At 51.0% G+C, this 24722-nt stretch carries 23 protein-coding genes; 15 read left to right on the forward strand and 8 right to left on the reverse strand.

Translation table 11 applies throughout. The features are described 5' to 3' along the window. The 4 genes from A1WG_RS24995 to phrB form a co-directional block, all read left to right on the forward strand. On the forward strand, window positions 1–205 hold a 205-nt coding region (locus tag A1WG_RS24995; RefSeq protein WP_016242608.1), incomplete at its 5' end, for a hypothetical protein. Then, a complete protein-coding gene (locus tag A1WG_RS05885) occupies window positions 180–605 on the forward strand; it encodes a hypothetical protein (protein ID WP_001515988.1) in 426 nt (141 codons plus the stop codon). The genes A1WG_RS24995 and A1WG_RS05885, both read left to right, overlap by 26 nt. A gap of 168 nt (window positions 606–773) precedes the next feature. Beyond that, window positions 774–1283, forward strand: a complete 510-nt coding sequence (locus A1WG_RS05880; RefSeq protein WP_000350026.1) for a YbgA family protein — start codon at window positions 774–776, stop codon at window positions 1281–1283. Then, window positions 1280–2698, forward strand: a complete 1419-nt coding sequence (gene phrB, locus A1WG_RS05875; protein WP_001515989.1) for a deoxyribodipyrimidine photo-lyase — start codon at window positions 1280–1282, stop codon at window positions 2696–2698. Before A1WG_RS05880 ends, phrB begins: the two co-directional genes overlap by 4 nt. A 154-nt stretch (window positions 2699–2852) precedes the next feature. Here phrB and dtpD read toward each other — a convergent pair whose 3' ends face one another. After that, entirely contained in the window at window positions 2853–4334 is a 1482-nt protein-coding gene (dtpD, locus tag A1WG_RS05870) for a dipeptide permease DtpD (protein WP_001032669.1), read from the reverse strand. A 270-nt stretch (window positions 4335–4604) separates the two neighbouring features. Between dtpD and ybgI the strand changes: the two genes are divergently transcribed. Genes ybgI through nei form a run of 5 tightly spaced genes read left to right on the forward strand, consistent with a single transcriptional unit; the run spans window position 4605 to window position 8504 of the window. After that, complete coding sequence (gene ybgI / locus A1WG_RS05865; protein WP_000798885.1) at window positions 4605–5348, forward strand: radiation resistance protein YbgI; 744 nt, start codon at window positions 4605–4607, stop codon at window positions 5346–5348. Window positions 5349–5370: 22 nt separating this feature from the next. After that, window positions 5371–6027, forward strand: a complete 657-nt coding sequence (pxpB, locus tag A1WG_RS05860; protein WP_001188383.1) for a 5-oxoprolinase subunit PxpB — start codon at window positions 5371–5373, stop codon at window positions 6025–6027. Next, a complete protein-coding gene (gene pxpC, locus A1WG_RS05855) occupies window positions 6021–6953 on the forward strand; it encodes a 5-oxoprolinase subunit PxpC (RefSeq protein WP_001515990.1) in 933 nt (310 codons plus the stop codon). Before pxpB ends, pxpC begins: the two co-directional genes overlap by 7 nt. Continuing rightward, entirely contained in the window at window positions 6943–7677 is a 735-nt protein-coding gene (pxpA, locus tag A1WG_RS05850; RefSeq protein WP_016242609.1) for a 5-oxoprolinase subunit PxpA, read from the forward strand. The genes pxpC and pxpA overlap by 11 nt, the downstream gene beginning before the upstream one ends. A 35-nt stretch (window positions 7678–7712) precedes the next feature. Further along, complete coding sequence (gene nei / locus A1WG_RS05845; protein ID WP_001515992.1) at window positions 7713–8504, forward strand: endonuclease VIII; 792 nt, start codon at window positions 7713–7715, stop codon at window positions 8502–8504. Here the strand turns inward: nei and A1WG_RS05840 are convergent. The 7 genes from A1WG_RS05840 to A1WG_RS24670 all read right to left on the reverse strand — a co-directional run bounded on the left by A1WG_RS05840 (window position 8501) and on the right by A1WG_RS24670 (window position 16562). Beyond that, window positions 8501–9547, reverse strand: a complete 1047-nt coding sequence (locus A1WG_RS05840) for an AbrB family transcriptional regulator (protein ID WP_001515993.1) — start codon at window positions 9545–9547, stop codon at window positions 8501–8503. The two genes, nei and A1WG_RS05840, sit on opposite strands and share 4 nt — an antisense overlap. Window positions 9548–9695: 148 nt before the next feature. Next, a complete protein-coding gene (locus tag A1WG_RS05835; RefSeq protein WP_001272413.1) occupies window positions 9696–10757 on the reverse strand; it encodes a fimbrial protein in 1062 nt (353 codons plus the stop codon). Further along, window positions 10754–11485: a fimbrial biogenesis chaperone gene (locus tag A1WG_RS05830; RefSeq protein ID WP_001515994.1), complete on the reverse strand. Its 732-nt coding sequence runs from the start codon at window positions 11483–11485 to the stop codon at window positions 10754–10756. Before A1WG_RS05830 ends, A1WG_RS05835 begins: the two co-directional genes overlap by 4 nt. A gap of 14 nt (window positions 11486–11499) precedes the next feature. Beyond that, complete coding sequence (locus tag A1WG_RS05825) at window positions 11500–13959, reverse strand: fimbria/pilus outer membrane usher protein (protein ID WP_165770241.1); 2460 nt, start codon at window positions 13957–13959, stop codon at window positions 11500–11502. Window positions 13960–14009: 50 nt separating this feature from the next. Continuing rightward, window positions 14010–14576 (reverse strand): fimbrial protein, encoded by a 567-nt coding sequence (locus tag A1WG_RS05820; RefSeq protein ID WP_000472404.1) that lies wholly within the window; start codon window positions 14574–14576, stop codon window positions 14010–14012. Window positions 14577–14965: 389 nt separating this feature from the next. Continuing rightward, the gene (gene gltA, locus A1WG_RS05815) at window positions 14966–16249 is read right to left on the reverse strand and encodes a citrate synthase (RefSeq protein WP_000785838.1); all 1284 of its coding nucleotides are present in this window, start codon (window positions 16247–16249) and stop codon (window positions 14966–14968) included. Between the two features lie 205 nt (window positions 16250–16454). Beyond that, window positions 16455–16562 (reverse strand): hypothetical protein, encoded by a 108-nt coding sequence (locus A1WG_RS24670; protein ID WP_122983127.1) that lies wholly within the window; start codon window positions 16560–16562, stop codon window positions 16455–16457. A gap of 380 nt (window positions 16563–16942) precedes the next feature. On the opposite strand from A1WG_RS24670, the gene sdhC reads away from it, so the two are divergent. From sdhC to odhB, 6 genes are all read left to right on the forward strand, one after another. Further along, the gene (gene sdhC / locus A1WG_RS05810; protein ID WP_000263344.1) at window positions 16943–17347 is read left to right on the forward strand and encodes a succinate dehydrogenase cytochrome b556 subunit; all 405 of its coding nucleotides are present in this window, start codon (window positions 16943–16945) and stop codon (window positions 17345–17347) included. After that, the gene (gene sdhD / locus A1WG_RS05805; protein WP_000254367.1) at window positions 17341–17688 is read left to right on the forward strand and encodes a succinate dehydrogenase membrane anchor subunit; all 348 of its coding nucleotides are present in this window, start codon (window positions 17341–17343) and stop codon (window positions 17686–17688) included. Before sdhC ends, sdhD begins: the two co-directional genes overlap by 7 nt. Beyond that, window positions 17688–19454 (forward strand): succinate dehydrogenase flavoprotein subunit, encoded by a 1767-nt coding sequence (gene sdhA / locus A1WG_RS05800; RefSeq protein WP_000775533.1) that lies wholly within the window; start codon window positions 17688–17690, stop codon window positions 19452–19454. Before sdhD ends, sdhA begins: the two co-directional genes overlap by 1 nt. A gap of 15 nt (window positions 19455–19469) precedes the next feature. Continuing rightward, a complete protein-coding gene (sdhB, locus tag A1WG_RS05795; RefSeq protein WP_001235258.1) occupies window positions 19470–20186 on the forward strand; it encodes a succinate dehydrogenase iron-sulfur subunit SdhB in 717 nt (238 codons plus the stop codon). Window positions 20187–20574: 388 nt separating this feature from the next. Beyond that, window positions 20575–23376: a 2-oxoglutarate dehydrogenase E1 component gene (gene sucA / locus A1WG_RS05790; RefSeq protein ID WP_001181470.1), complete on the forward strand. Its 2802-nt coding sequence runs from the start codon at window positions 20575–20577 to the stop codon at window positions 23374–23376. Window positions 23377–23390: 14 nt separating this feature from the next. Next, on the forward strand, window positions 23391–24608 hold the full coding sequence (gene odhB, locus A1WG_RS05785) for a 2-oxoglutarate dehydrogenase complex dihydrolipoyllysine-residue succinyltransferase (RefSeq protein ID WP_000099819.1): 1218 nt from the start codon (window positions 23391–23393) through the stop codon (window positions 24606–24608). Window positions 24609–24722: the final 114 nt, after the last annotated feature.

The raw sequence follows: 24722 nt of genomic DNA on the forward strand, positions 1-24722 counted from the left end.
GAAAAGCAGCTATGGACAGAAACTATCTGGCGTCAGTCCTTGCGGGGAGCGGACTTTCGTAATCTCGCCCTGGGGGCAAGGTGTGGGGAAATCGACATTCCCTCATCTGAATATAAATATTAATGGTGAGAAAGGGCATATTTTCCTGAGAGATAAAATTATTAATCGAGGGCAATGGGATGACTTTGAAAAATTTTTCGAGTGATAATAAATTACTATTATCGCTTTGTGCTGAAGCAACCTTAAATCATTGGTCTTTTGAGGGACAAGAGCTTAGCGTTAATCTCACAACTTATGATGATGATGAGTTGATTATTATTATCGAGACTGATACTGTTCATTCATCACCTCTTTTCACTAATAACCATTTAAATATTTGTAGAATTGTAATACAAGATATGCATGAAGTATTGGATTCTCAAAATGGGTACTATATTCCACCAAAGGACTTTAGCAATTTAATGAAGTTTTCTAGTAAAAATCACTCATTGTATTATGGCAGAAAGAATATTATGAGATATAACTTGGCTTTCATAGGGAGCGAGAATTTTCTAAGTTGTCCGCTAACCTCTTTAGATAGTTCTATTAAATGGGAAATTAGATAATCAGTTAAATAAAGCCGAGAAAGCTCCTAAAATCTTCCCGGCTTTTTATTATTTAATTCTCGTTTAGCACACTAAACGTCCCATCACACATTCCTACAACAGGATTAACTCCACAAATCTCATTTCCCATCGTCTACACTTACTCCTGTAAACCGTTCAGGAGCAGTAATGGATCACCAACTATTAGATGACAGCCCCCTTATCCGCATTTTTGCTTTGCATGCGTTACACAATCTCAAAGAGCGAGGCTTAACGCGCGGGGCGCTTCTCGATTATCACAGCCGCTATAAACTCGTCTTTCTGGCTCATTCCCAGCCTGAGTACCGCAAACTTGGCCCGTTTGTGGCTGATATTCACCGGTGGCAAAATCTGGATGACTATTACAACGAATATCGCCAACGCGTAATTGTTTTGCTTTCTCACCCCGCCAACCCGCGCGATCACACCAACGTTTTGATGCACGTTCAGGGTTATTTTCGCCCGTACCTTGATTCTACAGAACGCCAGCAACTGGCTGCGCTTATCGACAGTTATCGCCGTGGCGAGCAGCCTCTTCTTGCGCCGCTGATGCGTATCAAACACTATATGGCGCTTTATCCTAACGCCTGGCTTTCAGGGCAGCGTTATTTCGAACTTTGGCCGCGTATTTTTAACTTGCGCTATGCAGGAGTTTTATGACCACCCATCTGGTCTGGTTCCGCCAGGATTTACGTCTGCACGATAATCTGGCGCTGGCGGCTGCCTGTCGCAATCCGTCTGCACGCGTGCTGGCGCTGTATATTGCTACACCTCGTCAGTGGGCGACGCATAATATGTCGCCGCGTCAGGCTGAATTTATCAATGCTCAACTTAATACACTGCAAATCATGCTGGCGGAAAAAGGCATTCCCTTGTTGTTTCATGAAGTGGATGATTTTGCCGCCAGCGTTGAAATGGTTAAACAGGTGTGTGAGGAAAACCGCGTAACCCATCTGTTTTATAACTATCAGTACGAGGTGAACGAGCGAGCGCGGGATGCCCTGGTTGAGAAAACGTTGCATAACGTGGTGTGTGAAGGATTTGACGGCAGCGTGATCCTGCCACCGGGCGCGGTGATGACCGGCAATCATGAGATGTACAAAGTTTTTACTCCGTTTAAAAATGCCTGGCTGAAACGGCTGCGGGAAGGGATACCGGAGTGCGTCGCTGCACCAAAAGTTCGTAGTAGCGGATCGATAGCGCCCCCGTCATCCATTACGCTGAATTATCCCCGTCAGTCTTTCGACACAGCGCATTTTCCGGTGGAAGAAAAAACGGCGATTGCACAATTACGCCAGTTTTGCCAGAGCGGTGCCGGAGAGTATGAGCAACAAAGAAATTTTCCGGCAGTGGAAGGCACCAGCCGTTTGTCCGCCAGCCTGGCCACGGGAGTATTATCGCCTCGTCAGTGTTTGCATCGCCTGCTGGCAGAGCAACCGCAGGCGCTGGAGGGCGGGGCAGGTAGCGTCTGGCTTAATGAGCTGATCTGGCGTGAGTTCTACCGCCATCTGATGACGTATCACCCCTCGCTGTGTAAACATCGCCCGTTTATTGCCTGGACCGATCGCGTCCAGTGGCAGAGTAACCCCGCGCATTTAAAGGCCTGGCAGGAAGGCAAGACCGGCTATCCGATTGTTGATGCTGCCATGCGCCAGCTTAATGGCACTGGCTGGATGCATAACCGTCTGCGGATGATTACTGCCAGTTTTCTGGTGAAAGATTTGTTGATCGACTGGCGCGAAGGCGAGCGATATTTTATGTCGCAACTGATTGATGGTGATTTGGCTGCCAATAACGGCGGCTGGCAATGGGCGGCTTCTACCGGAACTGATGCCGCGCCGTATTTCCGTATCTTTAACCCGACAACTCAGGGCGAGAAATTTGACCGCGAAGGTGAGTTTATCCGCCAGTGGTTACCGGAACTGCGCGATGTGCCGGGGAAATTGGTGCATGAGCCGTGGAAATGGGCGGAGAAAGCAGGCGTGAAGCTGGATTATCCGCAACCGATTGTTGATCACAAAGAAGCGAGAGTACGAACGTTGGCAGCGTATGAGGCTGCGAGGAAGTGGAAATAACAGACGCGTCAGGCAATCGTGCCCGGATGCCGGATGCCGGATGCGGCGTGAACGCCTTATCCGGCCTACTAAATAGTGCAAAATCAATATATTGCAGGGGAATCCAGGCCTGATAAGACGCGTCAGCGTCGCATCAGGCATCGGTGTTGACTTATTAAGACTCCAGCGCCAGCGCACGGTTTCTGAACTTAAGCGCCTGGTACAGCCAAATCATCAGTACCAGCCCCACACAAGCCAGCGCACCCCAGGTGATTTGATCGAACACTTCAATATATGCATTGATGGAGTAGTTGATCGCCCCGGAAGCATCAAACGAAGCTTGCGATGTCTGATCGGCAATGACCCCCGCCAGATAGTTGGCAATCGCACCAGAAAGCAGCATATAAATGCCGGTTAATACACCGGTCACGCCGGGGATTTCAATGCGTGTAATTTGCGACATGGCAACCGGGTCGATAAACAGTTCGGCAAAGCCCATCACCGCCAGCCCCAGCACCATCAGTGGCAGAGAAGAGTGACCATACATTGCAGACCAGCGGGCACTTAAGGCCAGAATGCAGAATCCGGCACTCATCAGGCCGAGGCCAAGTGCAAATTTCCCCCAGATGCGCACGGTACGATTACCCGCGACACTCTCTTTTACGACCCACGCCAGGAACACACCGCACAGCATCACGGCAAAGGCATTAATCGACTGGAACATGGCGGTCGGAACGGTGTAACCAAAAATATCGCGGTTAACGAAACGGTCGATATAAAGGCTGATTGAACTGCCGCCCTGCTGTGCAAAGGCCCAGAACAACATGCTGAAGAAGGTAAGAGTGACAATCAGCCCCAGCTCTTTACGCTGTTTCTGGTTTTCTGCTTTGCGATAAATTTTTGCCAGCACGCCAAGACCAATGATAGTGGCGACAATTAAGGCGTAAACCGACCACTCTTTCCAGAACAATACGGTAATCAGTGCAGGCGTTGCGACCAGCAGAACCAGCAGCCATCCCCAGTTTGGCAGGAGAACGTTTTTCGCACACAGCACCTCTTTGTTAACGCCGCGGGTATGAGCGAAATGACGATTGCCACATAAGAAGATAACCAGCCCGGCGATCATCCCAACCGCAGCCAGGCCAAAGCCCATTGCCCAACTGTACTCTTGCTGGGCATAACCGCAGGCGATAGGTGCGATAATAGAACCCACGTTACCCGCCGCATACATCAGCGAGAAACCGCCATCACGACGTGGATCGGTTGGCTCGTAGAGTTCACCTAGCAGGCAACTGACGTTAGATTTAAACAGGCCATAGCCGCAGACGATAATCGCCAGCGAGAGATAAAGGAATGTCGGGTGGATTTCGCTGGCACCCAGCACCAGATGCCCGATCGCCATCAACAACGCCCCCAACATCACTGCCATGCGGTTGCCGAGAACCTTATCCGCGAGGAAACCGCCAAGGATCGGCGTGACATACACCAGCGAACAGTAGGCGCTGAATAACGCGTAAGCGTGAGTATCGTTGTATTTCAGTTGGTTGGTGAGATAGAGAATCAGCAGGGCACGCATGCCGTAGAAGCTAAAATATTCCCAGATTTGTAGCGCGACAACGTAGTAGATAGCGCGCGGCTGTGATGCGTGTTTATTCATAATAATTCCGCGGTTGGATGCGACACCACGTAATAGTTGCGTGGCGTGCGTGTGTTTCTTTAAAGTTAAAACCTTGAAACAGATCTGATTATTTATGCAATATGCTGTCTGTTTGCATAAATATACATGAACTATGGCGTGGCGAGATAAACAATTTGCGTCTTTTGGCGGTGTGTTTGTTTCTTAATATGTCAAAAGATTGGCTATCGACGAACAGGCGAGGTAACGCTATGTTAACGGTGTAGCTATCAGAATACAGAAGGCGCGAAGATGAAAAACACCGAACTGGAACAACTGATTAACGAGAAACTGAACAGCGCGGCGATAAGTGATTACGCGCCGAATGGCTTGCAAGTGGAAGGCCAGGAGACGGTGCAAAAAATTGTTACCGGCGTCACCGCCAGCCAGGCGCTGCTCGATGAAGCTGTGCGTCTTGAGGCTGATGCGGTGATCGTGCATCACGGCTACTTCTGGAAAGGCGAATCGCCGGTGATTCGCGGCATGAAGCGTAACCGTTTGAAAACCTTGCTGGCGAATGACATCAACCTGTATGGCTGGCATCTGCCGTTGGATGCGCATCCGGAACTGGGCAATAACGCGCAGTTAGCGGCATTGCTGGGGATTACGGTAATGGGTGAGATCGAACCACTTGTGCCGTGGGGTGAACTGACGATGCCGGTGCCGGGGCTGGAACTTGCCTCGTGGATTGAAGCGCGTCTGGGACGCAAGCCGTTGTGGTGTGGCGACAACGGCCCGGAGGTGGTACAGCGCGTCGCCTGGTGCACGGGGGGCGGGCAAAGTTTTATCGATAGCGCCGCGCGTTTTGGCGTGGATGCTTTTATTACTGGCGAAGTTTCTGAACAAACCATTCATTCTGCCCGCGAGCAGGGATTGCATTTTTATGCTGCGGGGCACCATGCTACTGAACGCGGTGGTATTCGCGCGTTAAGCGAGTGGTTGAATGAAAATACCGATCTTGATGTGACCTTTATTGATATTCCTAATCCTGCATAACGAATAATCAGAGGGATCGAAAGTGCAACGAGCGCGTTGTTATCTGTTAGGCGAAACGGCGGTAGTGCTGGAGCTGGAGCCGCCAGTGACGTTGGCAAGCCAGAAACGTATCTGGCGACTGGCCCAGCGTCTGGTGGATATGCCGAATGTGGTTGAAGCCATTCCCGGCATGAACAATATCACGGTGATTTTACGTAATCCGGAGTCGCTGGCGCTGGATGCTATAGAGCGTTTGCAACGCTGGTGGGAGGAGAGTGAGGCACTGGAGCCAGAGTCACGCTTTATCGAAATCCCGGTGGTTTATGGTGGCGCAGGCGGGCCGGATTTGTCGGTGGTTGCGGCGCATTGTGGGTTGAGCGAAAAACAGGTTGTTGAATTGCACTCCTCCGTGGAATACGTGGTCTGGTTTTTAGGTTTTCAACCGGGCTTCCCGTATCTCGGGAGTTTGCCGGAACAACTAAACACGCCACGACGCGCAGAACCGCGCTTGCTTGTTCCGGCGGGGTCTGTCGGGATCGGTGGATCGCAAACGGGTGTTTATCCGGTGGCAACGCCGGGCGGTTGGCAGTTGATTGGTCATACCTCGCTCAGTTTGTTTGACCCGACCCGTGACGAGCCTATCTTATTACGTCCTGGAGACAGCGTGCGCTTTGTGCCGCAGAAGGAGGGAGTATGCTGAAGATTATTCGCGCGGGGATGTACACCACTGTTCAGGATGGCGGTCGTCACGGCTTTCGCCAGTCGGGTATCAGCCACTGTGGAGCGCTGGATTTGCCTGCGCTGCGCATTGCTAACCTGCTGGTGGGTAATGATGCTAACGCTCCGGCACTGGAAATCACGCTCGGTCAGTTAACGGTTGAATTTGAACGCGACGGCTGGTTTGCCCTGACAGGCGCGGGTTGCGAAGCTCGGTTGGATGATAACGCCGTCTGGACGGGCTGGCGTTTGCCGATGAAAGCAGGTCAGCGTTTAACGCTTAAACGCCCACAACATGGTGTACGCAGCTATCTGGCCGTGGCGGGCGGTATTGATGTTCCGCCAGTGATGGGATCATGCAGTACCGATCTCAAAGTAGGGATTGGCGGGCTGGAAGGGCGCTTACTGAAGGATGGAGACCGACTCCCCATCGGCAAAGCGAAGCGTGATTTTATGGAAGCGCAAGGCGTTAAACAGTTGCTGTGGGGTAACCGGATTCGCGCCTTACCGGGGCCGGAATACCATGAGTTCGATCGCGCCTCGCAGGATGCATTCTGGCGTTCGCCCTGGCAGCTTAGCCCGCAAAGTAACCGGATGGGCTATCGCTTACAGGGGCAAATCTTAAAGCGTAATACATCCCGCGAGTTGTTATCTCACGGCTTGTTGCCGGGCGTGGTGCAGGTGCCGCATAACGGTCAGCCGATTGTGTTGATGAATGATGCACAGACGACCGGCGGTTATCCGCGCATTGCCTGTATCATTGAGGCCGATATGTACCATCTGGCGCAAATTCCACTCGGACAGCCGATTCATTTTGTCCAGTGTTCACTGGAAGAGGCACTAAAAGCGCGGCAGGATCAGCAACGTTATTTCGAACAATTAGCGTGGCGGCTGCACAATGAAAATTGACCTGAACGCCGATCTGGGTGAAGGCTGCGCCAGTGACGCTGAGCTATTAACGCTGGTTTCCTCAGTCAATATTGCCTGTGGATTTCATGCAGGCGACGCGCAAACTATGCAGGCTTGCGTGCGTGAAGCAATAAAAAATAGTGTAGCGATTGGCGCGCACCCGAGTTTCCCCGACAGGGAAAACTTTGGACGCAGCGCCATGCAACTGCCGCCGGAAACGGTTTACGCCCAGACGTTGTATCAGATTGGCGCGCTGGCGGCGATTGCCCGTGGTGAAGGTGGTGTGATGCGTCACGTCAAACCCCATGGCATGCTGTACAACCAGGCGGCGAGAGACGCACAACTGGCAGACGCCATCGCCAGAGCGGTTTACGCTTGCGATCCGGCATTGATTCTCGTTGGACTGGCAGGAAGCGAACTGATTCGTGCAGGCAAGCGATATGGCCTGACAACGCGTGAGGAAGTGTTTGCCGATCGTGGATATCAGGCTGACGGCTCGCTGGTGTCGCGAAGCCAGCCAGGCGCGTTGATTGAAGATGAAGAACAGGCGTTGGGGCAAACGCTGGAGATGGTGCAACACGGCAGAGTGAAGAGTATCACTGGCGAATGGGCGACGGTAACAGTACAGACAGTCTGTTTGCATGGCGACGGTGAGCATGCACTGGCATTCGCCCGCCGGCTACGATCTGCATTTGCCGAAAAAGGGATTATGGTTGCAGCATAATCCCGTTGAATAAAGAACGAAAAAAGGAAATCACCATGCCTGAAGGCCCGGAGATCCGCCGTGCAGCGGATAACCTGGAGGCGGCGATCAAAGGCAAACCACTGACCGATGTCTGGTTTGCCTTCCCGCAGTTAAAAACTTATCAATCACAACTTATTGGTCAACACGTCACCCATGTGGAAACGCGCGGAAAAGCGTTGCTGACCCATTTTTCCGGCGGGTTAACGCTTTATAGCCATAACCAACTCTACGGTGTCTGGCGAGTGGTTGATACCGGCGAAGAGCCGCAGACCACGCGGGTGTTGCGGGTAAAACTGCAAACGGTCGACAAAACCATTCTGCTTTATAGCGCCTCGGATATTGAGATGTTGACGCCGGGACAATTGACTACGCATCCGTTCTTACAACGGGTCGGCCCCGATGTGCTCGACCCGAATCTGACGTCGGAAGGGGTGAAAGAACGGTTATTGTCGCCGCGCTTTCGTAACCGTCAGTTCGCCGGATTACTGCTCGATCAGGCGTTTCTGGCGGGGCTGGGCAACTATCTGCGGGTGGAGATCCTTTGGCAGGTTGGGTTGACCGGAAATCATAAAGCGAAAGAACTTAATGCGACACAACTGGATGCGCTGTCGCACGCGCTACTGGATATCCCGCGCCTCTCGTACAAAACGCGTGGTCAGGTTGATGAGAATAAACATCACGGGGCGCTGTTCAGCTTTAAGGTTTTTCATCGTGATGGTGAGAAGTGCGAACGGTGTGGCAGCATCATTGAGAAAACCACGCTATCTTCGCGCCCGTTTTACTGGTGCCCTGGCTGCCAGCACTAGGCAGAACGTTTCGGCGCATAGGTTGAAATAAACCGCGCAATGGCTGGCCCCGTCAGCAAAATACTGAACAGGCGCAGGGTTTGCATCGCCATGATGAGCGCCATATCGGCATTGCTCCCTGCGGCGATGACCGCTACCGTATCAAGCCCGCCAGGGCTGGTGGCGAGGTAGGCGGTCATAAAATCAATATGCATAAACCAGGTCAGCCCCCACGCCATACCGGCACAAATAGCCAGCAGTGCAAAAATCGACAACAGGATTTGCGGCAGTGGGCGTAATGCCCGCAGTAAGATTTGCTTATCGAAACCCAGCCCAATCCGCCAGCCAATCGCCATATATGCTATCGCCAGCAGCCATTCCGGTAACTCAATCGTGATGAACTCGCCAGACTGGAGCACCGCACCCGCCAGCATCGGGATGAGCATCGTGCCGGAAGGAAGACGCAACAGGCATCCCGCCGTGCCAGCAATGATCGCGAGCAAGACGGTAAACAGGAGATTTATGCTGACGGGCGGGAACCAGACTATTTGCTGATTCATCGCTTCAGCGTTATCGCCCAGCATCATTCGCGCTACCAGAACCGCCGCGCCCGCGACAAACAGAACTCGCAGATACTGCATAAACGCCACCAGGCGAATATCTGCGCCGTAATCTTGTGCCATAGCAACCATTGCCGCCGCACCACCAGGCGAGGAGCCCCAGGCACCGGTATTTCCGGGCAGTGAGCTATAGCGCACCAATAACCAGCCCACGATGGCGCTGGAAAGCAACGTTACCAGCAAAATAGTTAACACAATCGGCCAGTTAACGGCCAGAGTGGTGAGAATAGAACCGGTGAGGTTTTGCGCAATCATGCAGCCAAGAATGGCTTGCGCGGCGAGAAAAGCGGAGCGGGGGAGTTGCAGGGTCACTCCGCGCATACTGAAGATGATCCCGGCGAGCATCGGTCCGAGCAATAGCGCCGCCGGGAGATGTACCGCGAGGAAGCCAATAGAAAGGAGAAGTGACAACACACATAACATTCCCCACTGCAAGACTGGCATCCTTCGTATCCTCGTTATTTTATCTTTGGTGTATCGATACAGCATAAAGAAAGCCGGACCTGGAAAAAATAACGGCAATCAAGGAAAAGGGGAAAATCAGCAATTATCTGAATAAGATGCCCTGTACTGGCAAAGGGCATTAGTCTCATCAGTTGTAGTTAATTTTAAAAAGCACCACCGTGTCGAATGGCCCAGCCTCGATGGGAGTGCCTGGCGTGGACGAAAGTTCAGCCGTATAGTTTTTTTCGTAGATCAACATGTCGCTGGTGAAATCGGCATACTCGCTGTATTTGTTGAAGGTGTAGGGCGAGTCGTTTTCATCCAGTAACCGCAGCTTAAGTCCGTTGCCAATGAGTAATGCTTTATCGTCTTCAACTAACGTTTCTTCTGTATAAAACGAGGAGCTAACCTTAAATCCGTCGGTGCATTGATCATTTTGTGATTTGGTCGTTTTAATACCGAACGTTTTTGTCATGTTATGCCGCCGGATATCCAGCACATTAAATTTACCGAAATCAATCACCTGATTGGCTGGGGTAATAGAAAAATTCACGCTGCAATCCAGCACGCGAATGTTTTCCAGACCGATAATATGATATTTCAGGTTTCTGGCGGTGGGATCTTCGTTAACACTGCCCGCGCCATCAAATTGCACCACGATGTAGTCGCTGAGAGTACTTTGATAATCATGAGGCGGCATGGTGCGGACTTTGACGTAAAGTCGCATACGTGCAATAAAAGTCCGTGATTTATGAATATTTGTCGGCTCACCGGAGCAAAGTTTGTTTTGCCAGCCCATCGCAATGATCTGTTCCGGGGTGTAAATATCAATTTTCTTACTATCGATACACTGATTCGTGTCGATGCGGCTTTGCCCCAGACTGGCGTCATAGTCCACACCTTCATAGGTTACGCCTAATTGATAATAGGGATCCTGCACGCCTGGGTACGGGTTTACCCAAGCAAAAACATGCTCACTCTCAAAGTTGCCGTTAGTATTGTTGTCGCAATAGACGGGAATTCTAATATCATCAGACTCCCAGATTTTATCGCCGGGTTTGGCATTACCCGGTACAGCAAACGGCTGAATATTTTCTGATTTTTCTACCTGACCACCCGATGCACCAAAATAACAGTCCAGCGCCAGCGCAGACCTCAGCGGCAGAAATAGCAGACAAATAACAAGTAATAATCCTTTGCCAGCACTCATTTCTTCGCCTCCACTGGCTGTAAACGGCACGGCCCGTTACAGTCCAGGGTGGTCATTCGCAATGCGCCGTAATCATCCATGTAGCCGAGGTAAAATTGACTGCCGTTATAGCTTCCCGTATGAGTGGTTACCGAGCCGAAAGGTGCGACCATAGTGGTTTTGAAACCGGGGAGTACCCCTTTTTCATTTTGCCCCAGGTAGGCGATAGTCAGATAATAGGCGGTAGGATTTTTCAGTGTCAGTTGGTTGCTCTGTTGGCTAACCTGTAACTGCAGCTCTACATGTTCACCTGTTTTCTTGCGTAACGTTGCAGGTCGCCAGAACAATTTGATACGACTTTGGATAGCGATCTGAAGTACCGCATGATCGCTGCTTTTATCCGGGGCTGGAGGAATTTCGCGCATGTTATAGTAGAACAGCGTTTCGCGATCGCCGGGCAATTTTGGAGTTGATGCTTGTTTTACAATCCGCACTTGCGATGTTGCTTTCGGTTCCAGACGTTGAATCGGTGGCAGGGCGACCAGAAGATCGTCGCTTTTCTCCCCTTTTTCATTTTCTATCCAGGAATAAGCAAGATAAGGCAGTTTGTCACTCTGGTTTTCTATTCGCAGGCTGGTGGCTTTATCATTGGCGTTAAACACAATGCGTGTGCGATCAGGTTGCACTGCAGCGTAGCTACCCAGGCTGACGGTTAACAGAATCAGTGGCAGTCCTTTAATAAATGTCATTCGCTTTTCCTTAATTAATGACAAGGTAAAATCAGGCGTTTTGTTGTGTCTTCCAGACGTTCTGGTAGATGAATAATGCAACTTTGTTTGTCACCCCAGATCACGGTAAATTGTTGATTTTCAGCAACACCGCTTAACCAGGCATGACCTTCTTCGCCAACCATACCCACGCTGATACCGCTGTCATCCTGCCGGATATCGGCACCGAGAGGTGGGAAATGGCCGTTGGCGGTGCGAATGATGGTGTTAACGTCTTTACCGGAACGGGATGCCAGCGATTTGTAACCAATCGCGCCTTCAATCCACGTTTCTTTGATGACATTTTCTGCTACCGTCACGCCGTCAGGTAAATCATTCATGTTGACTGCCACGGTGGACGGCTGGTAACTGGAAATTAGCGGTATCACGGCGATACCAAAATGATTGGTATAATCGAGTTGGCCCTGAACCGGGATATCTGCCACGCCATCGGTGCTGATCATCAACCGTGGTTCATTGGTGGAGCTGCGGCGATGGAACGCTGCACCATATTGGGTTGCGGTGAAAGAACCGCTCCAGCTAGTGCTGACAGAGCTGTAATCATTGGCGGCATAGGTGCCAGAAAGATCCCATTCGCCCGCCGAACTCAGATGTTGATAGTTGCCGCTCAACTGTGCGCCATCATCCGGGCGATCGGATTGCATTCCTGCAGACATGCCCCAGCTATTACGTTCATCCAGCGTATCATTCAATGACATGCGGTGTGTGGTGCTGCTGCTACTGTTTTGCATGTCATAACCGATTCGACCACCGTTACCAATGGGTAATGAAATCGACAAGTAAATCTGGTTGTCGCGATCTTTGTCTTCGTAGTGGGTCGTATTGAACGACGTTGAGATTGAGATATCTTTCCAGTCACCAATATCAACATTAAAGCCCGCCGTGATGTTGGCAGTCGTGGAGGCATCTGCGTTCCACCAGGTCTGATGTAAGAGGTTGGCGTACAGGTTGAGATTCAGCGGGATAATCGGTTGGCCTACGGATAAGCTGATTGTCTGTTTTTCATCTTGCGCATCGTTGTCGTTGTATTTGTGATCCAGATAGTTGGCGTAGCTGTGAAAATGACGATCTGAGAAGCGATAAGCGGCGAGCGAAATCGTGCTGTTTGTGGCATCTACTTGTTTGCTGTAATTAAAGCGATAGCTTAAGCCTCGCTCGTCCTGCTGGTTATCAAAATGGCTACTGGCCCAGGTGACATCAAACGATAGCGCGCCAAGCCAGAGCATATTTTGCCCGATACCCAATGCGGCAGAATGGTAGTCATCACCAGAAATCAGCAGGCCGCCGTACAGCGAGGTATTTGAGAGCATCCCCCAGGAAACTTCATTGCTAAAAAAGGTTTCATTTTCAGTTTGATGTGACATGGAGGGTCGTGGCTGGCCTGCGGCCAGTTTATAGCGAGCCTGCCCCTGGCGCGTCAGGAAGGGCGTTGATGCTGCCGACACCTGGAAATTATTCACACGACCATCTTCCTCTGTCACTTTAACATCTAACGTACCCTGGACGGACTGATTAAGGTCATCAATGATAAACGGGCCTGGCGGGACTTTTTTCTGGTAAATAACGCGGCCTGATTGACTGATAGTCACCGTGGCATTGGTTTGTGCTATACCGCTAATTTGTGGGGCGTAGCCGCGCAGTTCCCACGGTAACATCCGATCGTCACTCGCCAGTGCCGCGCCGGTATAAGAAAAGCCATCGAAAATATTGGAACTGAAATCCGTTTCACCGAGGGTTAATTTTGAACCTAATTGCGGTAATGGGCGAAAAAGATAAGTGCGTGATATTTCGCCTGACTGTTCATGGTTATCATCGCTATCGGTCTGATTCAACTGGTAATCACTGCGTAAGCGCCATGCCCCTGCGTTAATTCCGACTGTTCCGTAGGCGTTCAGGTTAGTGCTGCTGCTGCCATCCTGTGGGCGGTAGCTGCTGGCAAACAGGTTGTAATCCATCAGGATCCCGGCGACACCTTCTTTCCATGTGGAGGGGGGCATCCAGTTTTCTGAATGCCACGCCAGCCAGGCTTGCGGAATAGTGATATTCAGTTGCTGATTGGTCTGATCAAAATTGAAGAGCATTTCAGGTCGGGAGCTAAAATCGACGCACTGATTTATCAGTGGTAACGACTGACGGACTTCAGGTTTTAAGCCAAATTTATCGACCAGTAATTCATTGATGCACGGAATGGTTTTGTCACCATTTTTTTGCCAGTTAATTTTTTGCCCATTACTGATTTGGTTATTATTTGCTGCAATGCTAACAAAATATTCACCGGGAACAATGACACCTTTTTCCTTTAATAATGAAATATCAATGCGGTCGCGCATTGATTTATCGAGGACATTCAGGTTGAATTCGACCGCCACTGCGGAAGGCATCGCCATGACCAGGCAGGATACAAAAGAGAGTCGATAAATATTCACGGTGTCCATACCTGATAAATATTTGAAGAAAGGCGGCGATGACGCCGCCAAAATAATACTTATTTATAATCCAGCACGTAGGTCGCGTTAGCCGTAACTGCGCCTGGAGTTACTGGTGTAACCTGATCAATTTGTTCCATCCAGGCAAAGAAATTCAGCGTTTGCTCGCTGGACGTCGGTGCCAGGTCGATGTCCGGAGAAGCTGTGCCTAAAATGATATTACTTTGATCCTTATTCATTAAACGCACACCGACACCGGTGGCTTCTCCAGTGCTGGTATTGTTGAGTATCGGGTCTGCACCGGTGGTTTTCGCTGAGCTGTCAAAGGTGACTGCGACTTTAGAAATCTTGCCACCGGAACCGTTATTAGAGTTTTCCAGATCGCAATTGACTAAGCGTAGGTCGACAGCAACGACATCGCTGTGATGTGACTGATTAATGTGGCTGGTGGTCACCTGGCCGAGTTCAACTTCTTTATCGATATCATCCTGATGGATTTCACACGGTGCTTCAATAACTTCACCTTTAAAGTGAATTTCACCGGAACCTTCATCAGCAGCATGAACAGGTGCTGTGAACAACAGAGATACAGCCAGTGCAGCTAATGTTTTTTGTCCTTTAAACATAACTGAGTCCTTTAAATAAAGAGATAGAGTATTGCGTGACAAGAATATCTGAGCTGGCAATTGAATATGTTTTGTTTTATTTAACAATATTAAAAATCTTGTTATGTAATGGGGCCATTAATTGATTGTGTAAATTTATTGTTTTATGTGATGAAGGTAGGGCGCATTTGGATATGCATAATTTTCATTGGGTTAATGATGCTACCGACGGGGAAGTATAAAGTTAAACTTATCATTCTGCTCAGAATATGAGTTATCACATTTTTTAACCCTATTTATGGATATTTGTACTCGATTTAATTTTTACAGTTTTTTGTGTTTAGGCATATAAAAATTAACCCGCCATATAGAGGACGGGTTAAAAGAATTTACTGCGCAGTAATCAAAGACTAGCGTTTGATATCGCTTTTAAAATCGCGTTTTTCGTAACCAGTATACAGTTGGCGTGGACGGGCGATTTTCATGCCTTCGTTATGCATTTCGCTCCAGTGAGCAATCCAGCCGACAGTACGCGCCATGGCGAAGATCACGGTGAACATAGAAGACGGAATACCCATCGCTTTCAGAATGATACCGGAGTAGAAATCTACGTTCGGGTACAGTTTCTTCTCGATAAAGTACGGGTCATTCAGCGCGATGTTTTCCAGCTCCATAGCCACTTCCAGCAGCTCATCTTTGCTGCCCAGCTCTTTCAGCACTTCGTGGCAGGTTTCACGCATTACTGTGGCGCGTGGGTCGTAGTTTTTATACACGCGGTGACCGAAGCCCATCAGGCGGAAAGAGTCATTTTTATCTTTCGCACGACGCATAAATTCCGGAATGTGTTTCACCGAGCTGATTTCTTCCAGCATTTTCAGCGCAGCTTCATTAGCACCACCGTGAGCCGGCCCCCACAGAGAGGCGATACCTGCTGCGATACAGGCGAACGGGTTCGCACCCGAAGAGCCAGCGGTACGCACGGTAGAGGTCGACGCGTTCTGTTCATGGTCTGCGTGCAGGATCAGAATACGATCCATCGCGCGTTCCAGAATCGGATTGACTTCATACGGTTCGCACGGTGTGGAGAACATCATGTGCAGGAAGTTACCGGCGTAGGAGAGGTCATTGCGTGGGTAAACAAATGGCTGACCAATGGAATACTTGTAGCACATTGCTGCCATGGTCGGCATTTTCGACAGCAGACGGAACGCCGCGATTTCACGATGACGCGGATTGTTAACATCCAGTGAGTCGTGATAAAACGCCGCCAGTGCGCCGGTAATACCGCACATGACCGCCATCGGATGAGAGTCGCGGCGGAAGGCGTGGAACAGACGAGTAATCTGTTCGTGGATCATGGTATGGCGGGTAACCGTAGTTTTAAATTCGTCATACTGTTTCTGGGTCGGTTTTTCACCATTCAGCAGAATGTAACAGACTTCCAGGTAGTTAGAATCGGTCGCCAGTTGATCGATCGGGAAACCGCGGTGCAACAAAATACCTTCATCACCATCAATAAAAGTAATTTTAGATTCGCAGGATGCGGTTGAAGTGAAGCCTGGGTCAAAGGTGAATACACCTTTTGAGCCGAGAGTACGGATATCAATAACATCTTGACCCAGTGTGCCTTTCAGCACATCCAGTTCAACAGCTGTATCCCCGTTGAGGGTGAGTTTTGCTTTTGTATCAGCCATTTAAGGTCTCCTTAGCGCCTTATTGCGTAAGACTGCCGGAACTTAAATTTGCCTTCGCACATCAACCTGGCTTTACCCGATTGTTATTTGGCTCGCCGCTCTGCGAAAGAGGGGAAAACCTGGGTACAGAGCTCTGGGCGCTTGCAGGTAAAGTATTCATTGATGACGAATAAACGGCGAATCAAGCACTTAGCAATCCGAATTATTAAACCTGTCTATCACTAATAACTGTCCTGGATGGATTGGTCAATACTTCCACACTGTTACATAAGTTAATCTTAGGTGAAATAGTGACCCCATAACTTTTACGCATTATATGCTTTTCCTGATGATGTTTGTAACAACTTTGTTGAATGATTGTCAAACTAGATGATTAAAAATTAAATAAATGTTTTTATCGTGACTCAGATCACTGTTCTGGATAAAACCAGACAAACCATATGTAGGTTAATTGTAATGATTTTGTGAACGGCCTATACTGCCGCCAGGTCTCCGGAACACCCTGCAATCCCGAGCCACCCAGCGTTGTAACGTGTCGTTTTCGCATCTGGAAGCAGTGTTTTGCATGACGCGCAGTTATAGAAAGGACGCTGTCTGACCCGCAAGCAGACCGGAGGAAGGAAATCCCGACGTCTCCAGGTAACAGAAAGTTATCCTCTGTACCCGTAGTCCCCAGGGAATAATAAGAACAGCATGTGGGCGTTATTCATGATAAGAAATGTGAAAAAACAAAGACCTGTTAATCTGGACCTACAGACCATCCGGTTCCCCATCACGGCGATAGCGTCCATTCTTCATCGCGTTTCCGGTGTGATCACGTTTGTTGCAGTGGGCATCCTGCTGTGGCTTCTGGGTTCCAGTCTCTCTTCCCCCGAAGGTTTCGAACAAGCTTCCGCCATTATGGGCAGCTTCTTCGTCAAATTTATCATGTGGGGCATCCTTACCGCTCTGGCATATCACGTCGTCGTAGGTATTCGCCACATGATGATGGATTTTGGCTATCTGGAAGAAACATTCGAAGCGGGTAAACGCTCCGCCAAAATCTCCTTTGTTATCACTGTCGTGCTTTCACTTCTCGCAGGAGTCCTCGTATGGTAAGCAACGCCTCCGCATTAGGACGCAATGGCGTACATGATTTCATCCTCGTTCGCGCCACCGCTATCGTCCTGACGCTCTACATCATTTATATGGTTGGTTTTTTCGCTACCAGTAGCGAGCTGACATATGAAGTCTGGATCGGTTTCTTTGCCTCTGCGTTCACCAAAGTGTTTACCCTGCTGGCGCTGTTTTCCATCTTGATTCATGCCTGGATCGGCATGTGGCAGGTGTTGACCGACTACGTTAAACCGCTGGCCTTGCGTCTGATGCTGCAACTGGTAATTGTTGTTGCGCTGGTGGTTTACGTGATTTATGGATTCGTTGTGGTGTGGGGTGTGTGATGAAATTGCCAGTCAGAGAATTTGATGCAGTTGTGATTGGTGCCGGTGGCGCAGGTATGCGCGCGGCGCTGCAAATTTCCCAGAGCGGCCAGACCTGTGCGCTGCTTTCCAAAGTCTTCCCGACCCGTTCCCATACTGTTTCTGCGCAAGGCGGCATTACCGTTGCGCTGGGTAATACCCATGAAGATAACTGGGAATGGCATATGTACGACACCGTCAAAGGGTCGGACTATATCGGTGACCAGGACGCGATTGAATATATGTGTAAAACCGGGCCGGAAGCGATTCTGGAACTGGAACATATGGGCCTGCCGTTCTCGCGCCTTGATGATGGTCGTATTTATCAGCGTCCATTTGGCGGCCAGTCGAAAAACTTCGGCGGTGAGCAGGCGGCACGTACTGCGGCGGCGGCTGACCGTACCGGTCATGCACTGTTGCACACGCTTTACCAACAGAACCTGAAAAATCACACCACGATTTTCTCCGAATGGTATGCGCTGGATCTGGTGAAAAATCAGGATGGCGCGGTGGTTGGTTGTACCGCACTGTGCATCGAAACCGGTGAAGTGGTTTACTTCAAAGCCCGCGCAACGGTGCTGGCGACTGGCGGGGCTGGGCGTATTTATCAGTCCACCACTAACGCCCACATTAATACCGGCGACGGCGTTGGCATGGCTATCCGTGCTGGCGTACCAGTGCAGGATATGGAAATGTGGCAGTTCCACCCGACCGGCATTGCGGGTGCGGGTGTGCTGGTGACTGAAGGTTGTCGTGGTGAAGGCGGTTATCTGCTGAACAAACATGGCGAACGCTTTATGGAGCGTTATGCACCGAACGCCAAAGACCTGGCGGGGCGTGATGTGGTGGCGCGTTCCATCATGATCGAAATCCGTGAAGGTCGCGGCTGTGATGGTCCGTGGGGGCCACACGCAAAACTGAAACTCGACCACCTGGGTAAAGAAGTTCTTGAATCCCGTCTGCCGGGTATCCTTGAACTCTCCCGAACCTTTGCTCACGTCGATCCGGTGAAAGAACCGATTCCGGTTATCCCAACCTGCCACTACATGATGGGCGGTATTCCGACCAAAGTGACTGGTCAGGCGCTGACCGTGAACGAGAAAGGCGAAGATGTGGTGATTCCAGGGCTGTTTGCGGTGGGCGAAATTGCCTGTGTATCGGTACACGGCGCTAACCGTCTTGGCGGTAACTCTCTGCTGGATCTGGTGGTATTTGGACGAGCGGCGGGTCTGCATCTGCAAGAATCTATCAGTGAACAGGGTGCACTGCGCGATGCCAGCGAGTCTGATGTTGAAGCCTCTCTGGAACGCATGAATCGCTGGAACAACAACCGTAACGGTGAAGATCCGGTGGCGATTCGCAAAGCACTGCAAGAATGTATGCAGCATAACTTCTCGGTATTCCGGGAAGGTGATGCGATGGCGAAAGGCCTTGAGCAGTTGAAAGTGATCCGCGAGCGGCTGAAAAATGCTCGTCTGGATGACACCTCCAGTGAGTTCAACACTCAGCGCGTTGAGTGCCTGGAACTGGATAACCTGATGGAAACGGCTTATGCAACGGCTGTTTCTGCTAATTTCCGTACCGAAAGCCGTGGCGCGCATAGCCGCTTCGACTTCCCGGATCGTGATGATGAAAACTGGCTGTGCCACTCCCTGTATCTGCCAGAGTCGGAATCCATGACGCGACGTAGCGTCAACATGGAACCGAAACTGCGCCCGGCATTCCCGCCGAAGATTCGTACTTACTAATGCGGAGACAGGAAAATGAGACTCGAGTTTTCAATTTATCGCTATAACCCGGATGTTGATGATGCTCCGCGTATGCAGGATTACACCCTGGAAGCGGAAGAAGGTCGCGACATGATGCTGCTGGATGCGCTTATTCAGCTCAAAGAGAAAGATCCCAGCCTGTCGTTCCGCCGCTCCTGCCGTGAAGGGGTGTGCGGTTCTGACGGTCTGAACATGAACGGCAAAAATGGTCTGGCTTGTATAACCCCAATTTCGGCACTCAACCAGCCGGGCAAGAAGATTGTGATTCGCCCGCTGCCTGGTTTACCGGTGATCCGCGATTTGGTGGTAGACATGGGACAATTCTATGCCCAATATGAGAAAATTAAGCCTTACTTGTTGAATAATGGACAAAATCTACCAGCTCGTGAGCATTTACAAATGCCAGAGCAACGTGAAAAACTCGACGGGCTGTATGAATGTATTCTCTGCGCATGTTGTTCAACCTCTTGTCCGTCTTTCTGGTGGAACCCCGATAAGTTTATCGGTCCGGCAGGCTTGTTAGCGGCGTATCGTTTCCTTATCGATAGCCGTGATACCGAGACTGACAGCCGCCTTGACGGTTTGAGCGATGCATTCAGTGTATTCCGCTGTCACAGCATCATGAACTGCGTCAGTGTCTGTCCAAAAGGGCTGAACCCGACGCGCGCCATCGGCCATATCAAGTCGATGTTGTTGCAACGCAATGCGTAAACCTCAGGCCTGATAAGATGCGCAAGCGTCGCATCAGGCAACCAGAGCCGGATGCGGCGTGAACGCCTTATCCGGCTTACAAAAGAAATGCAGGAAATCTTTAAAAACTGCCCCTGACACTAAGACAGTTTTTAAAGGTTCCTTAGCGGACGCAGAAAATACGACAAGTCCGCAACAAGTGAACCCCGGCACGCACATCATTGTGCGTGGTAGTATCCACGGCGAAAATACTCGTCATATTTCACGTTGCATGTGCGTTGGTTGCGCTTGCTTACCCCGGTCACTTACTGAGTGTAAGCTCCCGGGGATTCACAAGCTGACCAACTTCCTGAAACGTGAACTATTTAGAGTATTAAGTAAGCATAAAAAAGATGCTTAAGGGATCACGATGCAGAACAGCGCTTTGAAAGCCTGGTTGGACTCTTCTTACCTCTCTGGCGCAAACCAGAGCTGGATAGAACAGCTCTATGAAGACTTCTTAACCGATCCTGACTCGGTTGACGCTAACTGGCGTTCGACGTTCCAGCAGTTACCTGGTACGGGAGTCAAACCGGATCAATTCCACTCTCAAACGCGTGAATATTTCCGCCGCCTGGCGAAAGATGCTTCACGTTACTCTTCAACGATCTCCGACCCTGACACCAATGTGAAGCAGGTTAAAGTCCTGCAGCTCATTAACGCATACCGCTTCCGTGGTCACCAGCATGCGAATCTCGATCCGCTGGGACTGTGGCAGCAAGATAAAGTGGCCGATCTGGATCCGTCTTTCCACGATCTGACCGAAGCAGACTTCCAGGAGACCTTCAACGTCGGTTCATTTGCCAGCGGCAAAGAAACCATGAAACTCGGCGAGCTGCTGGAAGCTCTCAAGCAAACCTACTGCGGCCCGATTGGCGCCGAGTATATGCACATTACCAGCACCGAAGAAAAACGCTGGATCCAACAGCGTATCGAGTCTGGTCGCGCGACGTTCAATAGCGAAGAGAAAAAACGCTTCTTAAGCGAACTGACCGCCGCTGAAGGCCTTGAACGTTACCTCGGTGCAAAATTCCCTGGCGCAAAACGCTTCTCGCTGGAAGGCGGTGACGCGTTAATCCCGATGCTTAAAGAGATGATCCGCCACGCTGGCAACAGCGGCACCCGCGAAGTGGTTCTCGGGATGGCGCACCGTGGTCGTCTGAACGTGCTGGTGAACGTGCTGGGTAAAAAACCGCAAGACTTGTTCGACGAGTTTGCCGGTAAACATAAAGAACACCTCGGCACGGGCGACGTGAAATACCACATGGGCTTCTCGTCTGACTTCCAGACCGATGGCGGCCTGGTACACCTGGCGCTGGCGTTTAACCCGTCTCACCTTGAGATTGTAAGCCCGGTGGTTATCGGTTCTGTTCGTGCCCGTCTGGACAGACTTGATGAGCCGAGCAGCAACAAAGTGCTGCCAATCACCATCCACGGTGATGCCGCAGTGACCGGACAGGGCGTAGTTCAGGAAACCCTGAACATGTCAAAAGCGCGTGGTTATGAAGTTGGCGGTACGGTGCGTATCGTTATCAACAACCAGGTGGGCTTCACTACCTCTAACCCGCTGGATGCCCGTTCTACGCCGTACTGTACTGATATTGGTAAGATGGTACAGGCACCGATTTTCCACGTTAATGCGGATGATCCGGAAGCGGTTGCCTTTGTTACCCGTCTGGCGCTCGATTTCCGTAACACCTTCAAACGTGATGTTTTCATCGACCTGGTATGCTACCGCCGTCACGGCCACAACGAAGCCGACGAGCCGAGTGCAACCCAGCCGCTGATGTATCAGAAAATCAAAAAACATCCGACGCCGCGCAAAATCTACGCGGACAAGCTGGAGCAGGAAAAAGTGGCGACGCTGGAAGATGCCACCGAGATGGTTAACCTGTACCGCGATGCGCTGGATGCGGGCGATTGCGTAGTGGCTGAGTGGCGTCCGATGAACATGCACTCTTTCACCTGGTCGCCGTATCTCAACCACGAATGGGATGAAGAATACCCGAACAAGGTTGAGATGAAGCGTTTGCAGGAACTGGCAAAACGTATCAGCACGGTGCCAGAAGCCATTGAGATGCAGTCTCGCGTTGCCAAGATTTATGGTGATCGCCAGGCGATGGCGGCCGGTGAAAAACTGTTTGACTGGGGCGGCGCGGAAAACCTTGCTTACGCCACGCTGGTTGATGAAGGTATTCCGGTTCGTCTGTCTGGTGAAGACTCCGGTCGCGGAACCTTCTTCCACCGTCACGCAGTGATTCACAACCAGTCCAACGGCTCCACTTATACGCCGCTGCAACATATTCATAACGGTCAGGGCGCGTTCCGCGTCTGGGACTCCGTACTGTCTGAAGAAGCAGTGCTGGCATTTGAATACGGTTATGCCACCGCAGAACCGCGGACGTTGACCATCTGGGAAGCACAGTTCGGTGACTTTGCCAACGGTGCCCAGGTCGTTATTGACCAGTTCATCTCCTCCGGCGAACAGAAATGGGGCCGTATGTGTGGTCTGGTGATGCTGCTGCCGCACGGTTACGAAGGGCAGGGGCCGGAGCACTCCTCCGCGCGTCTGGAACGTTATCTGCAACTTTGCGCCGAGCAAAACATGCAGGTTTGCGTACCGTCTACTCCGGCACAGGTTTACCACATGCTGCGTCGCCAGGCGCTGCGCGGGATGCGTCGTCCGCTGGTGGTCATGTCACCGAAATCGCTGCTGCGTCATCCGCTGGCGGTTTCCAGCCTCGAAGAACTGGCGAACGGCACCTTCCTGCCAGCCATCGGTGAAATCGACGAGCTTGATCCGAAGGGCGTGAAGCGCGTAGTGATGTGTTCTGGTAAGGTTTATTACGACCTGCTTGAACAACGCCGTAAGAACAATCAACAAGATGTCGCCATCGTGCGTATCGAGCAACTCTACCCGTTCCCGCATAAAGCGATGCAGGAAGTGTTGCAGCAGTTTGCTCACGTCAAGGATTTTGTCTGGTGCCAGGAAGAGCCGCTCAACCAGGGCGCATGGTACTGCAGCCAGCATCATTTCCGTGAAGTGATTCCGTTTGGGGCTTCTCTGCGTTATGCAGGCCGCCCGGCCTCCGCCTCTCCGGCGGTAGGATATATGTCCGTTCACCAGAAACAGCAACAAGATCTGGTTAATGACGCGCTGAACGTCGAATAAATAAAGGATACAAAATGAGTAGCGTAGATATTCTGGTCCCTGACCTGCCTGAATCCGTAGCTGATGCCACCGTCGCAACCTGGCATAAAAAACCCGGCGACGCAGTCGTACGTGATGAAGTGCTGGTGGAAATCGAAACTGACAAAGTGGTACTGGAAGTACCGGCATCAGCAGACGGCATTCTGGATGCGGTTCTGGAAGATGAAGGTACAACCGTAACGTCTCGTCAGATCCTCGGCCGCCTGCGTGAAGGCAATAGCGCGGGTAAAGAAACCAGCGCTAAATCTGAAGAGAAAGCGTCCACGCCTGCGCAACGTCAGCAGGCGTCTCTGGAAGAGCAAAACAACGACGCGTTAAGCCCGGCGATCCGTCGCCTGCTGGCTGAACACAACCTCGATGCCAGCGCTATTAAAGGCACCGGTGTTGGCGGTCGTCTGACCCGTGAAGATGTGGAAAAACATCTGGCGAAAGCCCCGGCGAAAGATGCAACTCCGGCAGCAACTGCTCCGGCGGCTCAACCAGCACTGGCTGCTCGTAGCGAAAAACGTGTACCGATGACTCGTCTGCGTAAGCGCGTGGCAGAGCGTCTGTTGGAAGCGAAAAACTCCACCGCTATGCTGACCACGTTCAACGAAGTCAACATGAAGCCGATTATGGATCTGCGTAAGCAGTACGGTGAAGCGTTTGAAAAACGCCACGGCATCCGTCTGGGCTTTATGTCCTTCTATGTGAAAGCGGTTGTTGAAGCGCTGAAACGTTACCCGGAAGTGAACGCATCTATTGATGGCGATGATGTGGTTTACCACAACTATTTCGACGTTAGCATGGCAGTTTCTACGCCGCGCGGTCTGGTAACGCCGGTTCTGCGTGATGTCGATACCCTCGGCATGGCTGACATTGAGAAGAAAATCAAAGAGCTGGCTGTGAAAGGCCGTGACGGCAAGCTGACGGTTGAAGATCTGACCGGTGGTAACTTTACCATCACCAACGGTGGTGTGTTCGGTTCCCTGATGTCTACGCCTATCATCAACCCGCCGCAGAGCGCAATTCTGGGCATGCACGCTATTAAAGATCGTCCGATGGCGGTGAATGGTCAGGTTGAGATCCTGCCGATGATGTACCTGGCGCTGTCCTACGATCACCGCCTGATCGATGGTCGCGAATCCGTGGGTTTCCTGGTGACAATCAAAGAGTTGCTGGAAGATCCGACGCGTCTGCTGCTGGACGTGTAGTAGTTTAAGCCTCACCTGCACTGTAGACTGGATAAGGCGTTATCGCCGCATCCGATGAATGATGCCTGATGCGACGCTTAACGCGTCTTATCAGGCCTACGGGTGACTCCGATG

It is taken from the genome of Escherichia sp. KTE96 (genome assembly GCF_000408525.1).
Lineage (GTDB): Bacteria > Pseudomonadota > Gammaproteobacteria > Enterobacterales > Enterobacteriaceae > Escherichia > Escherichia marmotae.

Bases quoted from the DNA above. Each gene is read 5' to 3' on its own strand.
- A1WG_RS24670 (WP_122983127.1), bottom strand. From the start codon at position 16,562: ATGCGTAAAAGTTATGGGGTCACTATTTCACCTAAGATTAACTTATGT.
- A1WG_RS05880 (WP_000350026.1), top strand. From the start codon at position 774: ATGGATCACCAACTATTAGATGACAGCCCCCTTATCCGCATTTTTGCT.
- A1WG_RS05830 (WP_001515994.1), bottom strand. From the start codon at position 11,485: ATGACATTTATTAAAGGACTGCCACTGATTCTGTTAACCGTCAGCCTG.
- sdhD (WP_000254367.1), top strand. From the start codon at position 17,341: ATGGTAAGCAACGCCTCCGCATTAGGACGCAATGGCGTACATGATTTC.
- sdhB (WP_001235258.1), top strand. From the start codon at position 19,470: ATGAGACTCGAGTTTTCAATTTATCGCTATAACCCGGATGTTGATGAT.
- A1WG_RS05835 (WP_001272413.1), bottom strand. From the start codon at position 10,757: ATGAGTGCTGGCAAAGGATTATTACTTGTTATTTGTCTGCTATTTCTG.
- nei (WP_001515992.1), top strand. From the start codon at position 7,713: ATGCCTGAAGGCCCGGAGATCCGCCGTGCAGCGGATAACCTGGAGGCG.
- odhB (WP_000099819.1), top strand. From the start codon at position 23,391: ATGAGTAGCGTAGATATTCTGGTCCCTGACCTGCCTGAATCCGTAGCT.
- gltA (WP_000785838.1), bottom strand. From the start codon at position 16,249: ATGGCTGATACAAAAGCAAAACTCACCCTCAACGGGGATACAGCTGTT.
- sdhA (WP_000775533.1), top strand. From the start codon at position 17,688: ATGAAATTGCCAGTCAGAGAATTTGATGCAGTTGTGATTGGTGCCGGT.
- A1WG_RS05840 (WP_001515993.1), bottom strand. From the start codon at position 9,547: ATGCCAGTCTTGCAGTGGGGAATGTTATGTGTGTTGTCACTTCTCCTT.
- A1WG_RS05825 (WP_165770241.1), bottom strand. From the start codon at position 13,959: ATGGACACCGTGAATATTTATCGACTCTCTTTTGTATCCTGCCTGGTC.
- pxpC (WP_001515990.1), top strand. From the start codon at position 6,021: ATGCTGAAGATTATTCGCGCGGGGATGTACACCACTGTTCAGGATGGC.
- dtpD (WP_001032669.1), bottom strand. From the start codon at position 4,334: ATGAATAAACACGCATCACAGCCGCGCGCTATCTACTACGTTGTCGCG.
- A1WG_RS05885 (WP_001515988.1), top strand. From the start codon at position 180: ATGACTTTGAAAAATTTTTCGAGTGATAATAAATTACTATTATCGCTT.
- pxpA (WP_016242609.1), top strand. From the start codon at position 6,943: ATGAAAATTGACCTGAACGCCGATCTGGGTGAAGGCTGCGCCAGTGAC.
- A1WG_RS05820 (WP_000472404.1), bottom strand. From the start codon at position 14,576: ATGTTTAAAGGACAAAAAACATTAGCTGCACTGGCTGTATCTCTGTTG.
- sdhC (WP_000263344.1), top strand. From the start codon at position 16,943: ATGTGGGCGTTATTCATGATAAGAAATGTGAAAAAACAAAGACCTGTT.
- phrB (WP_001515989.1), top strand. From the start codon at position 1,280: ATGACCACCCATCTGGTCTGGTTCCGCCAGGATTTACGTCTGCACGAT.
- ybgI (WP_000798885.1), top strand. From the start codon at position 4,605: ATGAAAAACACCGAACTGGAACAACTGATTAACGAGAAACTGAACAGC.
- sucA (WP_001181470.1), top strand. From the start codon at position 20,575: ATGCAGAACAGCGCTTTGAAAGCCTGGTTGGACTCTTCTTACCTCTCT.